14 protein-coding genes and 1 riboswitch are annotated in these 13744 nt (G+C 64.2%); of the genes, 11 read left to right on the top strand and 3 right to left on the bottom strand.

The genetic code is table 11. The features are described 5' to 3' along the window. Nucleotides 1-31: 31 nt before the first annotated feature. Nucleotides 32-1024 (bottom strand): class I SAM-dependent methyltransferase, encoded by a 993-nt coding sequence (locus tag EN851_RS08810; RefSeq protein WP_245520710.1) that lies wholly within the window; start codon nt 1022-1024, stop codon nt 32-34. On the opposite strand from EN851_RS08810, the gene EN851_RS08805 reads away from it, so the two are divergent. Beyond that, the gene (locus tag EN851_RS08805; RefSeq protein ID WP_245512025.1) at nt 983-1750 is read left to right on the top strand and encodes a hypothetical protein; all 768 of its coding nucleotides are present in this window, start codon (nt 983-985) and stop codon (nt 1748-1750) included. The two genes, EN851_RS08810 and EN851_RS08805, sit on opposite strands and share 42 nt — an antisense overlap. 68 nt (nt 1751-1818) lie before the next feature. Here EN851_RS08805 and EN851_RS08800 read toward each other — a convergent pair whose 3' ends face one another. After that, nucleotides 1819-2445, bottom strand: a complete 627-nt coding sequence (locus EN851_RS08800; RefSeq protein WP_135919750.1) for a TetR/AcrR family transcriptional regulator — start codon at nt 2443-2445, stop codon at nt 1819-1821. A 123-nt stretch (nt 2446-2568) separates the two neighbouring features. Here EN851_RS08800 and EN851_RS08795 point away from each other — a divergent pair, with 123 nt between their 5' ends. The 4 genes from EN851_RS08795 to EN851_RS08780 all read left to right on the top strand — a co-directional run bounded on the left by EN851_RS08795 (nt 2569) and on the right by EN851_RS08780 (nt 7290). Further along, nucleotides 2569-3756 carry an MFS transporter gene (locus EN851_RS08795; RefSeq protein ID WP_135928992.1) on the top strand — a complete coding sequence of 396 codons (1188 nt, stop codon included), beginning with the start codon at nt 2569-2571 and terminating at the stop codon, nt 3754-3756. Between the two features lie 5 nt (nt 3757-3761). Continuing rightward, a complete protein-coding gene (locus EN851_RS08790) occupies nt 3762-5042 on the top strand; it encodes a D-arabinono-1,4-lactone oxidase (RefSeq protein ID WP_135883585.1) in 1281 nt (426 codons plus the stop codon). Beyond that, nucleotides 5039-6184, top strand: a complete 1146-nt coding sequence (locus EN851_RS08785; protein WP_135928991.1) for a DSD1 family PLP-dependent enzyme — start codon at nt 5039-5041, stop codon at nt 6182-6184. Before EN851_RS08790 ends, EN851_RS08785 begins: the two co-directional genes overlap by 4 nt. 170 nt (nt 6185-6354) lie before the next feature. Then, complete coding sequence (locus EN851_RS08780) at nt 6355-7290, top strand: helix-turn-helix domain-containing GNAT family N-acetyltransferase (RefSeq protein ID WP_135928990.1); 936 nt, start codon at nt 6355-6357, stop codon at nt 7288-7290. A gap of 8 nt (nt 7291-7298) precedes the next feature. Here the strand turns inward: EN851_RS08780 and EN851_RS08775 are convergent, their stop codons facing one another. After that, nucleotides 7299-8132, bottom strand: a complete 834-nt coding sequence (locus tag EN851_RS08775) for an AraC family transcriptional regulator (RefSeq protein ID WP_127279703.1) — start codon at nt 8130-8132, stop codon at nt 7299-7301. 208 nt (nt 8133-8340) lie between these two features. Continuing rightward, nucleotides 8341-8550: riboswitch (cobalamin riboswitch) on the top strand. A gap of 89 nt (nt 8551-8639) precedes the next feature. Between EN851_RS08775 and EN851_RS08770 the strand changes: the two genes are divergently transcribed. From EN851_RS08770 to EN851_RS08745, 6 genes are all read left to right on the top strand, one after another. After that, nucleotides 8640-9053, top strand: a complete 414-nt coding sequence (locus EN851_RS08770; RefSeq protein ID WP_245520709.1) for a DUF1636 family protein — start codon at nt 8640-8642, stop codon at nt 9051-9053. Beyond that, nucleotides 9050-9838 (top strand): ABC transporter ATP-binding protein, encoded by a 789-nt coding sequence (locus EN851_RS08765; RefSeq protein WP_135928989.1) that lies wholly within the window; start codon nt 9050-9052, stop codon nt 9836-9838. The genes EN851_RS08770 and EN851_RS08765 overlap by 4 nt, the downstream gene beginning before the upstream one ends. Before the next feature lie 46 nt (nt 9839-9884). After that, nucleotides 9885-10832, top strand: a complete 948-nt coding sequence (locus EN851_RS08760) for an ABC transporter substrate-binding protein (protein ID WP_135928988.1) — start codon at nt 9885-9887, stop codon at nt 10830-10832. Beyond that, the gene (locus EN851_RS08755) at nt 10832-11881 is read left to right on the top strand and encodes an iron ABC transporter permease (RefSeq protein ID WP_189521788.1); all 1050 of its coding nucleotides are present in this window, start codon (nt 10832-10834) and stop codon (nt 11879-11881) included. The genes EN851_RS08760 and EN851_RS08755 overlap by 1 nt, the downstream gene beginning before the upstream one ends. Before the next feature lie 149 nt (nt 11882-12030). Next, nucleotides 12031-12510, top strand: coding sequence for a MarR family transcriptional regulator (locus EN851_RS08750; RefSeq protein WP_127281245.1), 480 nt, complete (start codon nt 12031-12033; stop codon nt 12508-12510). After that, a complete protein-coding gene (locus EN851_RS08745; protein WP_135928987.1) occupies nt 12507-13685 on the top strand; it encodes an HlyD family secretion protein in 1179 nt (392 codons plus the stop codon). The genes EN851_RS08750 and EN851_RS08745 overlap by 4 nt, the downstream gene beginning before the upstream one ends. The last annotated feature ends 59 nt before the right edge of the window (nt 13686-13744 follow it).

Here is a 13744-nt window from a genome sequence, read left to right as displayed (position 1 = left end):
GTCGCAAAAGCGAAGAATTTCATTAGGTCGTTCAGCCCCTCGGCGACCGCAGCACCAGAAGCGGGCATCGCTCGGCGAGCCCGTAGCTGCCGGTTGGAACAATGCGGACGTTACTGAAGAACGCTTCCGCCTCGCTGATGAGCGCCATGGGCGGCGCAAAACTGTAGATGGCCGGCGAGTTCCGATAGACATCGATAGTGGCGATGACCGGCAATTCCCAGCCCGTACGCGCGGAAAGCTCCTGGCGGTCAGGGAAGAGTGCATCGAACCTTTCCGCGATCGTCCTGACTGGAATCGCATGGTCGGTAGCGCGGCCTGTCGCGGTCATGGCGACGCGCCATTTGAGCTCGTGGAAAGTGGAGACACCGCCAGAAAGCGCAAGCGCCTGCACCGCTGCCGGATCGTCCGGTGTCTCGGGACCGGCGAAGAGACGCAGGCCCGCGCGGCCATCAGGGCGCAGCACGCGGGCGATTGCCGCGAACAGCGCTCGGCGCGCGGTTGAAAGCCCGAGCACCGACAGGCAGCCGTCGCCGATCACCGCATCGACGCTTGCATCGGAAACCGGCAGGTCGAGCCAGTCGCCTTTGACAGCCTTTCGCGACGCAGTGTCGCCTGGCCAGATTCCAGCGATCATGTCGGAGGATTCGTCGACGGCCATCATGGTCGCGCCGAGCCCGGCGAGTTCCGGAGTCACACCGAGCAGAACGACATGCGCCTCCGAAAGGTCGAGCTCGCGATGGTAGGTTTCCACCGCTTCCGTGGGGGGGCGCAGCGGCGGTCCGAGCAACTTCCAGTGCCCTCGAATGGCATTCCAATGATCAGTCATCCCTGGCCCCAAGCCGGCATTGTATTCAAATGCATAATCGAGGACGCTAATGAAACCAAGTGCGGGGGGCGCATGACACGCATCGCGGTTATTACACATGAGTTCGACAGGTTCGAACGCCGGCGCGGCCCGCTGTTGCGCCGCGACAGTCCCTACATGCTCTTTGATCTGCTGGAAGAACTGAAACGGCGCGGCCATTCCGTCCGCATACTCTCAGGAACGTCGGCGAAGCCGGAGGCCGATATAGCGGTGCTGCATGTCGATGCGACCGTGACGCCACCCGAATATGTCGAATACGCGCGCGCTTTTCCCTTCTGCCTGAACGTTGGGGCAGCCGACATCTCCAAGCGCCGTGTCAGCGGCGCCGTGATCGGCAGGGATGACGACTGGCCAGGGCCGGTCATCGTCAAGAGCAATCTCAACAATCTGGGAATGCGTGAGCAGTCGCTTAACCGGCGATCGCGACGTGCCGGAAAGCCGGAGCCATTTCCCGGCGTCGAGCTTATCGAGGGCTACCACGTCTGTACGTCCCTTTCGGATGTTGCGCCTGCGGTGTTCGACCGAAGGGATCTCGTCGTCGAAAAGTTCATTCCCGAGCCGGAACCGGACGGCTTTGGCGCCCGCTTCTGGACATTTTGCGGGGAGCGCGAGCGCTGCACCCGCCATGTTTCGCCACAAAGCCTGGTCAAAGGCGACGACACGATCCGTCGTGAGCCGGTTCCGGTTCCCGAGGAGCTGCGCGCGCTGAGGCGCGAACTTGGCTTTGACTATGGCAAGTTCGACTTTGTCATGCACGAGGGCAGGGCGGTGCTGCTTGACGCCAACAAGACACCCGGCGGCGCCCGCAATCTTTCTGCCTTTCTCGCCGCCGGCAATGCCAATCTTGCCGACGGCTTCGAAGGCCTCATCCGCGAGTTTACATAACCGGCGTCCTGACATTCATGTCGGCAGTCACCCTCTTATTCGGCGTGGCTTCACGACGATCATCAGGCTTACAAGAACACCCGCAACTGGGTGTGGATGATCGACCGGTAATCCTCGATCGTGCGCCGGCCTTCTTCCTCATCTTGCGTCAGGGCCAGGCGCACGACGCCGCCGGCAAGCTGGAAGATGAGAAAGACCAGGCGTGCGAATGCCTCGCGCTGCTCCGCCTGAAGCATCGGACCGACATGGTCGCAGAATATCTTCGACTGATGTCTCGTCTCGGCGATGTCGAGATGTTGCAGCGCCTTATCGGCCTGGATGGCATTCTGCAGGTCCTGAATGGCCGGGTCAGCCGCGACACGGCTGTAGTAGTCGTTGAGCAGGCGGTCCGCGGCGCCGGTCACGTCGCCCAGCCCCTGGATTTCGGCGATGATCGCGCCGAAGCGCGCCCGGCTGACCTCCGAGAACCGCTCATAGAGCATCGCCAGGATCGCCGACTTGTTGGGGAAGTAGTGGTAGACGGTGGCGATCGGCCCGCCCGCCAGCATGCCGACCTCCTTCATGGTGACGGCGTCGATGCCCTTCTCGCCGATCAGCCGCATGGTGGTCGACAGGATGGCGTCGATGCGTTCGCGGCTGCGCTCCTGCTTGGGTCTGCGCCTGGGCTCGGTGGCCGTTCGTGTTGCTTCCGTCATGCACCGATCTTTCGCACGGTTCCCGAATTCCGGTTGACAAAAAATATGATCAAGTATCAGTTTCTTAAATGCTGACAGATTGTCAGCTTTTCTGCCGCGCGGCAAGGACGTTGGGAGGCGCCTTTGACTTCGACAAACACCGGTCTTCAGGGCGATGGTGACTGGCTGGTCGGCAATCCGACCGGCGGCCAGCTTGCCTCGGCCTTGTGGATCGGGTCGGTCGGCCTGCTCATCCTCGGCCTGCAGCCCGTCCTACTTGGCGCGCTCTATACCGAGGGCCATGTCAGCGGCGACGAGCTGGCACTGGTCGCCACCGCCGAGATGATCGCCATCGCGATCGGCTCGGCGATCGTCGCGATGCTGCTCTCCGCCCGCAAGATGCGCTGGAAGAGCGCGGTCCTCCTGCTGCTCTTGGCGCTGGCCAATGTCTGGACGGTCTATGCCGCCGGCGCCAACACGCTGATGGCGACTCGCGCGCTGGCCGGCCTTGCCGAAGGTGGCCTTGTCGCGGTCGCCACCGAACTGATCGCCCGTTCGCGGCGCGCCGAACGCATTGGCGGTTTCTTCGTCACCATGCAGACGCTGGCGCAATGCGCTTTTGCCTTGCTGCTGGCGCTCTATGTCATCCCCGCCGCCGGATCGGCGGGCGGCTTCCTCGTTCTCGCGGTCGTCTGTGCAGCGTCGCTGGTAATCGCCTTCGCGGTCCCCGCCGACTATGCCGACCTGCCGAAGGACGAGAACCTCGCCAATGTGCTGACGGGTCCCTCTATCACCGCGCTGTTGTCGGTCTTCTGCTACTTCATGTTCTTCGGCGCGGTCTGGGCGTTTTTGGAACCTCTCGGCGCCCAATTCGGCATCGATGGCCGCACCGTCGGGCTGATCGTCTCGGCCAGCCTCGCGGCGCAGGTGCTGGGCGCGATGACGGCGACCGTGTTCGAGGCGCGCATCGACTATCGCCTTGCCATCGCGGCGATCGGCATCGTCGCGCTTGCCGCCTCCCTCGTGCTTGCCAGCGGACCTGGCCTTACGACATTCTGGGTCGCCGCCCTGGTCATGGGTTTCATCCTGCTGTTCATCGTGCCCTACCAGATCCGGCTGGCGATCACCGCCGACGAGACGCGCACCGCCGTGCTGCTGGTACCGGCCGCCCAGCTTTTCGGCCTGGCGATCGGGCCGGTCGCGGCGTCGCTGCTCATCGACGGCAAGGATTTTCGCCCGGTTCCGGCATTCGCCGCCGCGAGCGCCGTCGCCAGCGTGGCGCTGCTCGGCCTGTTTGTCCTCGTGGCGCGGCGTCGCCGGGCTATTGCGTGAGCGGCATGTCGAGCAGCTGGAGCAACTGGTCGGGCTTCGTCACCGCCGAGCCGCGGCTGCTTGCCAGCCCGGCCGATGCTGGCGAGCTCGGCGATCTCATTCGCACCGCGCCCGGTCCGGTCCGCGTCGTCGGCGCCGGTCACTCCTTCACGCCGCTGGTGAAGTCGCAAGGCACCATCCTGTCGCTGGAGAAGCTGGAAGGGCTGGTCTCGCATGACGCGAAAAAACATCAGGCGCGCGTGCGGGCAGGGACGCGGCTTGGTCCGCTCATGCACATCCTGCAAGGCATCGGCCAGGGCCTGCCCAACATGGGCGACATCGACCGCCAGGCGATAGGCGGCGCGCTGGGCACGGCTACTCACGGCTCGGGGCCGACGCTCGGTGCCTATCACACGCAGCTGGAAACGGTCCAGATCGTCGATGGGCTTGGCAAAGTCCGCGAGTTCAAGCGGGAAGGGGATCAGGAGACGATCCATGCCATCGGCGTCACGCTCGGTGCCTTCGGCGTCTTGAGCGAAGTGACGCTGAACAACATCGCGACCTACCGGCTGCGCCGCCGCAAATGGGTGCTGCCGATCGGCGACATGCTGCGCGATTTCGAAACGATGATGGCCGCGCATCGCTCGGCCGAATTCTACTACATTCCATTTTCCGGTTACGCGCAGTTCATCGCCAGCGACTTCAGCGCCGAGGCCACGACGACGCGCCCGACCGACGATGATGAGGGCTCGTTGCGCACGCTGCGCCGCTTGCGCACCGGGCTTGCCTGGCTGCCGTCGCTGCGCCGCCGGCTGATCCTGGGCGCGGTCGCCAAGGTGCCGGCCGAGGATTATGTGCAGGACTGGCTCAACGTCTATGCCAGCGACCGGCAGACCAGGTTCAACGAAATGGAATATCATCTTCCCTTCGAGGAGGGGCCGAAGGCGCTGGCCGAGATCATCGAACTGACCGAGAAGCATTTTCCGGAAGTCTATTTCCCGATGGAGGTGCGGTCGGTGGCATCGGACGAATTCTGGCTCTCGCCCTTCCACAAGAGGCTCACCTGTTCCATCGCCATCCACCACGACGCGGCGAACGATCCGTTGCCATTCATGCGCGCGGCCGAGCCGATCTTCCGCAGATATGGCGGCAGGCCGCACTGGGGCAAGATGCACAGCCTGAAAGCGGCCGACCTGAAAAAGCTTTATCCGCGTTGGGACGATGCGATTGCGGTGCGCCGCGACATCGACCCGCACAACCGTTTCGTCTCGCCCTATATCGCCGATCTCTTCGGCATCGACCAATGAAAGCCTATTTCGCCTCGCTTTCGGATGCGCTGAAGCAGGCGGGCATCTTCCAACCCTGCCTGCTGCTCGACCGCGACCGGTTGGACAGCAACATCGCCCTGGTGAAGCAAAGGCTCGATCCCCGCCTCGCCGTGCGGCTGGTCGACAAGTCGCTCGCTTGCCTGCCGTTGCTTGCCCATATCGGCAAGGCGCTTGGTACCCACCGCTTCATGACCTTCCACCCGCCGATCAGCGAGGCGGTGCTGAGCGCGTTTCCGGATGCGGACCTCCTCTACGGCAAGCCGATGCCGGTCGGCGCGGCAAGGGCGGCGCTTTCCAAGGGGAACGCAGCCGGGTCGAGGGTATGCTGGCTGATCGATACACAGCAGAGGCTGACGGAATATGGCGCGCTCGCCGACGAACTCGGCGTCGAGCTGCGGATTGCTTTCGAAATCGATGTCGGACTGCATCGCGGCGGCTTCGCCGAACCGGAAGCCCTCTCGCAGGCGTTGAAGGCGCTGCCGGCCCACAAACGGCTGCGCTGCGAAGGCGTCATGGCCTATGAAGCGCATGCGCCGAATATACCCGGCCTGTTCGGCGGGCCGGCGAGGGCATTGGCGAAAGCCTCGGAACGAGCCGCCGCTTTCGTGGCGCGCCTCGGCATGGACCAGCGCCATATCTTGAACATTGGCGGCAGCAAGACAGCGCTGCTTCATCATGGCGGCGCTGCCAATGAAGTGTCGATGGGCTCGGCCTTCGTGCTGCCCGGCGATTTCGACACGCCGGGCCTCGATGGCTTTCAGCCGGCGGCCTTCATTGCGACGCCGATCCTGAAAGTGGTCGAGCCGATGCTGCCCGGCCCGCCGGCGGTTTCGCGTCTGCTCCAGGCGCTCGGCCGGTTTCCGCGCAAGGGTTGCTATCTCTATGGCGGCAAATGGATGGCCGAACCGGTGTTTCCCGAAGGCATGACGACGAACGGCCTGCTTGGCCTGTCCTCCAACCAGCAATTCATGGGCCTGCCCGCCGAGGCCGTTGTCAGGCCCGGCGACCATGCATTCCTGCGGCCGACGCAGAGCGAAGCCGTGCTGCAGCAGCTCGGACCGATCGCGGTGCTTTCCCGTGGCAGGATCGTCGACCGCTGGCCGGTGCTGCCGATGGGGTGACGTTTCGGCGTTCGCCATTGGCGCCTGCATTTGCGATGTCGTGATTCTAGGGGCTGCGCTCCTCTTCGCTCCTTCTCCTAGAATGACGAAGTTGTGAAGCGCCTCGTTGCAATGACTTTATTGACTAAGTCAACTAAATGATTGATCCTGTCCACGACAGGAGGACTGCCATGACGATCCACGACCACCCCGGCAAGGAACGCATCGACGCAGTGCGCGCCTTCAACCGCTTCTACACCCGCCAGATCGGTGTGCTCGACGAAGGCTGGCTGAAAAGCACCTTTTCGCTTACCGAGGCGCGGGTGCTCTATGAGCTTGCCCATCGCGACGGGCTCGTCGCCAGCGACCTGGTGCGCGATCTCGGCCTCGACCCCGGCTATGTCAGCCGTTTGCTCAAAAAATTCGAAGAGCGCGGTCTGGTCGAGCGCGAAGCCACCGAAGCGGACGCGCGCCGCGCCTCGATCGCGCTGACGCCGGCGGGCAGGGAAGCCTTCGCGCCGCTCAACCAGGATTCGCACGACCAGGTGCGAGCGCTGCTCGATCGACTGGCGCCCGTCGACCAGGATCGGCTGGTCAAGGCCATGCGCATCGTTCAGGACCTGCTCGGCGACAGACCCGAACCCAAGGTGCCTTACATCCTGCGGCCGCTAGAGGTTGGCGACATCGGCTGGGTCACGCGCCGCCAGGGCATGCTCTACGCGCAGGACTATGGCTGGGACGAAACCTATGAGGCGCTGGTCGCTGAGATCCTCGGCGAGTTCGTAAAGAAATTCGATCCGAAATGGGAGCGCGGCTGGATCGCCGAGCGGGAAGGCGAGGTCGTCGGCTCGGTCTTCGTCGTGCGCAAGTCGGATCAGGTGGCCAAGCTGCGGCTGCTCTATGTCGAACCGTCGGCGCGGGGCCTCGGCATCGGCAAACGGCTGGTCGAGGAATGCATCGGCTTTGCCCGCGCCAGGGGGTACAAGACGCTGACTTTGTGGACCAACGACATTCTGACCGCGGCCCGGCACCTCTACCAGGCGGCCGGTTTCAAGCTGACCGAGGAAGAGCCTCACCATTCCTTCGGCAAGGATCTGGTTGGCCAGAACTGGGATCTGGAGCTGTAGCGGCGCCTCTATGCCTTGACCGGCACCCAGATCTCCAGCCCGCCATTACCGGTGCGGGCATCGAATTCGGGCCCATAGCGCTCGAATTCCGGCGCGTCGGCGATTTCATGGCCGGAGGCCGGGAGCCAGCTGTTCCAGATCGTGTTGATCGTGCGCCGGATGGTCGAGATGTGCTCGCGATGCGTGAAAACGGCGTATTTCCGCGCCGGCACATGCACCCGGTAGAATTCCTTCGGCAGGTCGGAGAAGTCCGACACCTCGACGCCGACGACATAGTCGAAATTGCCGGCATCGTCGCCATTGAGGCAGACACCGTAGAAAACGCCTGGGACTTCGCCGGGGATGTTGCCGATATAAGGGCTGAAACGCTGCCACTGCATCGGAATGCCGGCGCTCGATTCGCAGCTGTAGCGCTCGCCGAAGCCGGCGATGAGGAAGGGTCGGCTGGTCTCGAAGCGCGGTGGTTCAAGGCTGGTGAGCAGGGTATGGTCCATCAAGATAGGCTCCACGAGATCGAGTGTCTTGGTCGAACCTTGCGCGCGCACCAGTTCCGGCGTGGTGCCGAACTGGTCGCGGAAGGCACGGGTGAAAGCCTCATGCGAGTTGTAGCCGGCGTCGAGCGCGACGCACAGTATGTCGGGCGCGCCGCCGGCGAGCCTGCGCGCCGCCTCGGTCAGCCGGCGCGAGCGCATGTAACCCATGACGGAACGGCCGGTGGCGGCGCCGAAGGCGCGCGTCACATGAAAGCGCGACACGCCGCTGCTGTGGGCGACGTCGTCGAGCGTAACAGCCTCCGGCAGATGGCTTTCGACAAACCATAGCGCTTTCTCGGTCGGGTTCATGTGCTCCTCGCATGTGGCGTCTTCACTCTGGCGCCTCGTTGCCCGGCCAGTTTGATCGAAATTGCGCATGGCGCAAAATCGAAAACGGCAACGCTGACAGGCGTGGACGCAAAGTCCGTCCGCGCCCATGCCGACGGCAGGCTTGCTCTCGTATGAGTTCTGTTATAACAAAACGAGGTATCGCCTTGCCTCGAATTCGCTCGCGGCATAGGCTGCGACTCGTGATGGTCCCCGAGCCGAAAGGCGAGGGGTGAAAAGGGAACGCGGTGAGACCCGGTTTTTGGGTCGAGGCCGCGGCTGCCCCCGCAACTGTAAGCGGCGAGCAAGATCCGGAACGCCACTGGCCGGCAAGGCTGGGAAGGCAGGATTGCGCAGAGACCCGTGAGCCAGGAGACCTGCCATCACTGAGTTGACCGGACGGGGTGTGCCGGGAGGAGACGTGGACATCGGTCTTGTCGGCCGGTCGACCAACATCCTTCCGTCGCCAGTTTTGAAAGTGACGTGAAGTTGGACGGCGCAATCGATCGTATTCAGCCCAGCCCGATGCACCAGATCATCGTGTGCACCCTTTGCCGCGACGTGCCGACCGGCGTCAGGTCGGGCGAAGGTTTGTGCGCCGAGTTGCGCTCCCGCCTCTCGGCCCAGCCTGACGTGGCGCATGGTTTCACGGTCGAGGGCGTGGCTTGCATGGCGGGTTGCGCGCGTCCCCTGACGGTGGCTTTCCAGGCACCAGGCAAGGCCGCCTATCTCTTCGGGTCGATCGACGCGCAGGCCGACGCCGCCGACCTCGTGCGATTCGCCCGGCTCTACGCTTCGCTTGCCGACGGCTGGTGCAATTCCGGACAACGTCCGCCGCGCCTGGCCGGCAAGACGCTTGCCCGCATTCCGGGGGCGGGCAAGCTGGCGGAAGGCAGTCGATGACAACGCCGCTTCTCGATGCGTGCGACCTGGGCGCGATAGCGAATGGCCGGCATCTGGTCCATGCGGTCAGCCTGTCGGTGACATCAGGCGACCGCCTTGCCATCATTGGCCCCAACGGCGCCGGCAAGACCACGTTGCTGCGCATGTTGTCCGGCATGCTCAGGCCGAGCTTCGGAGAGGTGAAGCTTGGCGGGCGGCGCCTGGACAGGATTTCGCCCGCCGAGCGGGCCCGGCATATCGCCGTCGTGGGCCAGAGCGACCAACCGGATCCGCGTTTGGCGGTGATCGACTATGTCGAGCTTGGCCGCGTCCCGCATGCCGGCCTGAGGGGCCGGAGCGAGGAACGCGACATTGTGGTGGACGCGCTGCGCCGGACCGGCCTGTTGTCGTTGCTCGGCCGGAGCATCGGCTCGCTGTCTGGTGGCGAACGCCAGCGCGCCCAGCTTGCGCGTGCCATCGCGCAGGAGCCCAAGATCCTTTTTCTCGACGAACCGACCAACCACCTCGACCCGCGCGCCCGCGCGCAGCTGCTCGAACTGGTGGCCGGCTTCGGCATGACCGTTATCGCGGTGCTGCACGATCTGACCCTGGTGGCACCCTTCGCCACCAGGGTCGCGGTGATGAACGAAGCCCGGCTGCAGGCGCTGGCGCCGCCGCACGAGGCGTTGACGCAACAGCTGATCCGCGAGATTTTCGGCGTCGACGTGTTTCGCCTGCGCCATCCCACCGAGGATCGCGAACTGACGGTGTTCGACCTTCCGAACCGCGCCTCGCCGCCATCCTGATCAACGCCCCTCATCGTCCGACACAGTTCAACTAAGGAGCAAATCCGTGAAACGCCTTGCCTTCTCGCTCGCCCTCTCGCTGCTGGCCTCGACGGCCTTCGCCTTCCCCGTCACCGTCGACAGCTGCGGCAAGCCGCTGACCTTCGACGCTCCGCCGAAGCGCGCCGTCATCCATGATCTCAACATGGCCGAGATGGCCTTCGCGCTGAAGCTGCAGCCTTCGATCGTCGGCCTGACGGGCATCAGTGGATGGTACAAGGTCGGCCCCGAATTCAAGGCCGAACAGGGTGCCATTCCCGAACTGGCGCCGAAATATCCGACCCTGGAGAACCTCGTCGCCGTCGAGCCCGACTTCTTCTTCGCCGGCTGGTACTACGGCATGAAGCCCGGCGGCGACGTGACGCCCGACACGCTCGCTCCGCACGGCATCAAGACGCTGGTACTGACCGAAAGCTGCGTCCACCTCGACAAGAGCCGCCCGGTCGCCTCCATGGACCTGCTCTATGGCGACGTCGAAAAGCTGGGCAAGATCTTCGGCAAGGAGGCAGAAGCGGAACAGCTTGTTGCCGGCTGGAAGGCGCAACTCGCCGAGATCAGCGCCAAGGTCGGCAGCGCGAAGGGAACACGCGTGTTCCTCTACGATTCCGGCGAGGACAAGCCGTTTACCGCGGGAAAATTCGCCATCCCCAGCGCCATGATCTCGGCGGCCGGCGGCGACAATATCATGGCCGACTTGGAAACGAGCTGGGGCAACACGGACTGGGAGACGGTGGCGGCGCGCAATCCGCAATTCCTCATCCTGCTCGATTATCAGGACGGCGGCGGCTACAGGAAACTGCTCGATTTCCTGAAGGCGCACCCGGCGATGAAGGAGACGGACGCGGTCAGGAACGAGCGCTTCGTGGCGCTTCGTTATGCCGAGCTGACACCAGGACCGGCGAACATCGAAGCCATCGGCCAGATCGCCAGGGCGATGCATCCGGAAGCGTTCTGATGGATCTTGCCCGAGAGCACAAATCCGGCGCGCTTTCAGGGCACAGGGCCTTCACGCTGGCCATGACGGCGGGCGCGGTGGCGCTCGTCGCTCTCGCGCTGCTGTCGATCGCTTATGGCTCGACGCTGATACCTCTGAGCGATGTCATCGCCGCCCTTGGCCGTGCCGTCGGACTGGACGAGCCTGAGATATCGGGCCCGGTCGGCAAGATCGTCGTCGACCTGCGGCTGCCGCGCACGATCCTGGCGATCTGTGTCGGCGGCGGGCTGGGCATCGTCGGCGCGCTTTTGCAGACGGTGACCCGTAACGATCTTGCCGACCCCTTCCTGTTCGGCCTGTCGTCGGGGGCCGCCGCCGGCGCGGTTTCCGTCATTACCGTGTTCGGCGACAGTTTCGGCATCTGGACCTTGCCCGTGGCTGCGTTCACTGGCGGCATCCTCGCCGCCTCCATCGTGCTTTTGCTGGTGGCGCGGGTGAGGGGGCAAGGTCCTGAGCGGCTGATCCTCGCCGGTCTTGCCGTTTCCTTCATGTTCACGGCCTTGACCAATTATCTGGTTTTTGCCGGTGACCAGCGCGCGGCTCATTCGGTCCTGTTCTGGACCATGGGCGGGCTCGGGCTGGCGCGCTGGGACAATGCGTGGCTGGGGGCGGTGGGCGCCGGCACGATCGCGGCCTACGGGCTGTGGAGCCATCGCAGCCTGGACGCTTTCCTCGCCGGTGAGAGCGCCGCCGAGAGTCTAGGCGTGCCGGTGGCGCGCATGCGCAGGACGACATTTCTCGTGGCCGCTTTCTCGACGGCAATCCTCGTCTCGGTCGCCGGCGTGATCGGCTTTGTCGGATTGATGATACCGCATCTGTCGCGGCCGCTGGCCGGTCCACTGCATCTGCGCCTGATCACAAGTTGTGCGCTGTTCGGGGCGGTGCTGCTGCTGGCAAGCGATCTCCTGGCCCGAACCTTGCTGCCGCCGCAGGAACTGCCGATCGGCATCATCACCAGCTCGCTCGGCGCGTTCTTCGTCGTCACCATGGTTGTCCGAAACCGCCTGTGAAGACGTGCCCTCCGAGCGTTGTTACGCACGGGTACACGTTCATCTGCCGCTAACCAGGATCGGATTGCAGGCCTGCCATGCGCATTTTGCCGGCTTTCATCGCGCTGTGGCATCTTGAATAGTAAGCACGCTTATTATATCTATCGCTCATGGTTTCAGATGGCATCGACAGATTGGGATTTTTGATCCACGACGTGCAGCGCCTGATGCGCAAGCGCTTTGAGGCGCGCGCCAGTGGGCTCGGCCTGTCTTCGGCGCAATGGCGGCTTCTGGTCCGCGTTGCCAAGGAGGCGGGCGTAGCACAGGCGCGGCTCGCCGAACTGCTCGAAATCGAGCCGATCAGCGTCTCACGCCTGGTAGACCGGATGGAGGAGGGCGGCTGGATCGAACGCCGCTCCGACGCGGCCGACCGGCGCGTGCGCATGATCTTCCCGACCGAGAAGGCGAACGCGGCCTATGCGGACGTCAAGAGCCTTGCTGGCGAGGTCTATGAGGAATCGCTCAGCGGCGTTTCGCCCGAAGATCGACGCGTCCTGATCCGGGCGCTGGATGTGATCGTACAGAATCTGACGGACGGCGAAGCTTCGTCGCTCGAAAAGATCAAGAGTGCGGAAGGTGCGGCAGCATGAACGCGGTAGCCAAGGTCGAAGAAAACGCTCCCAAGGTGGAGATGGAAGCGCCTGCCCAGCCGGCCGCCGCTCCCGTCGCGGTCGCTCCTCCCGTGCAGCCGGCCCCGGCGCCGAAGAAGAAGCGCCGCATCGGCCGCTTCTTCCTGATGTTCGCCTTGCCGGCGGCATTGATCGTCGGCGGCGGCTATGTCTGGGTGACGGGTGGGCGCTACCAGGAAACGGAAAACGCCAATCTGCAGCAGGCCAAGGTGTCGATCGCCTCCGACACGGCCGGTCGTATCGTCCAGGTCGCCATATCGGACAATCAGACGGTGAAGAAGGGCGATCTCCTGTTCGCCATCGACGCGGAGCCCTACCGGATCGCGCTTGGGCAGGCCGACGCAGCGGTGGCTGCCGCGCGCCTCAATGTCGAGCAACTACGCGCCGCCTACAGCCAGGCGTTGGCGCAGGAAAAATCCGCCAGCAGCGAAGTTGCCTATGCGCAGTCGCAATATGACCGTGCCGCCGATCTTGCCCAGAAAGGGATCAATGCCAAGTCTTCGCTGGATGAGGCCAGGAATGATCTCGACAAGGCCAAGCAGCAGCTTGCCGTTGCCGATCAGGGCATCGTCAGCGCCAAGGCGGCACTTGGCGGCAATCCCGATATCGAGACGGACAAGCATCCGACCGTGATGTCGGCACTCGCCGCGCGCGACAAGGCTGCCTATGACCTGGCGCAGACCACGGTAAGGGCACCTGCCGATGGTCTTGTCTATCAAGCCTCATCCTTCAAGGTCGGCCAGTATGTCGGCTCCGGCACACCGTTGTTTGCGCTGGTCGAGACCGGTGACACCTGGATCGACGCAAATTTCAAGGAAACCCAGCTCACCAACATGAAGCCGGGTCAGAAGGCGGAGATCGTGGTCGATACCTATCCGGGCAGGACCTTCGAGGCGACCGTCAAGGCTATCGGTGCCGGCACCGGCGCGGACTTCTCGCTGCTGCCGGCCCAGAACGCCACGGGCAACTGGGTCAAGGTCACCCAGCGCATCCCGGTCCGCCTGGAACTGACCGATCCCGACGCCAGGATGGCGCTGCGCACCGGCATGAGTGCTTCGGTTACCGTCGACACCGGCATAGCGCGCGGCTGGCCGTCGATCTTCGGCCACGCCACGGCCGGCGAGCCCGCGCGGTAAGACAGCGGAAGCCCGCAGGGACCGGGCGGGTCGAAGCGAGTTTGCAGGATTGGTCTGAT

This window comes from Mesorhizobium sp. M8A.F.Ca.ET.208.01.1.1, from assembly GCF_004791315.1.
GTDB lineage: Bacteria > Pseudomonadota > Alphaproteobacteria > Rhizobiales > Rhizobiaceae > Mesorhizobium.
Note: the sequence above shows the minus strand (reverse complement) of the source record. Positions and strands in the feature narration are given on the sequence as shown.

What these genes read in the sequence shown, in the direction of transcription:
- EN851_RS08805 (WP_245512025.1), top strand. Translation starts at nt 983, where the DNA reads ATGCTCTTTGATCTGCTGGAAGAACTGAAACGGCGCGGCCATTCCGTC.
- EN851_RS08810 (WP_245520710.1), bottom strand. Translation starts at nt 1,024, where the DNA reads ATGGCCGCGCCGTTTCAGTTCTTCCAGCAGATCAAAGAGCATGTAGGG.
- EN851_RS08800 (WP_135919750.1), bottom strand. Translation starts at nt 2,445, where the DNA reads ATGACGGAAGCAACACGAACGGCCACCGAGCCCAGGCGCAGACCCAAG.
- EN851_RS08790 (WP_135883585.1), top strand. Translation starts at nt 3,762, where the DNA reads ATGTCGAGCAGCTGGAGCAACTGGTCGGGCTTCGTCACCGCCGAGCCG.
- EN851_RS08785 (WP_135928991.1), top strand. Translation starts at nt 5,039, where the DNA reads ATGAAAGCCTATTTCGCCTCGCTTTCGGATGCGCTGAAGCAGGCGGGC.
- EN851_RS08780 (WP_135928990.1), top strand. Translation starts at nt 6,355, where the DNA reads ATGACGATCCACGACCACCCCGGCAAGGAACGCATCGACGCAGTGCGC.
- EN851_RS08775 (WP_127279703.1), bottom strand. Translation starts at nt 8,132, where the DNA reads ATGAACCCGACCGAGAAAGCGCTATGGTTTGTCGAAAGCCATCTGCCG.
- EN851_RS08765 (WP_135928989.1), top strand. Translation starts at nt 9,050, where the DNA reads ATGACAACGCCGCTTCTCGATGCGTGCGACCTGGGCGCGATAGCGAAT.
- EN851_RS08755 (WP_189521788.1), top strand. Translation starts at nt 10,832, where the DNA reads ATGGATCTTGCCCGAGAGCACAAATCCGGCGCGCTTTCAGGGCACAGG.
- EN851_RS08750 (WP_127281245.1), top strand. Translation starts at nt 12,031, where the DNA reads ATGGTTTCAGATGGCATCGACAGATTGGGATTTTTGATCCACGACGTG.
- EN851_RS08745 (WP_135928987.1), top strand. Translation starts at nt 12,507, where the DNA reads ATGAACGCGGTAGCCAAGGTCGAAGAAAACGCTCCCAAGGTGGAGATG.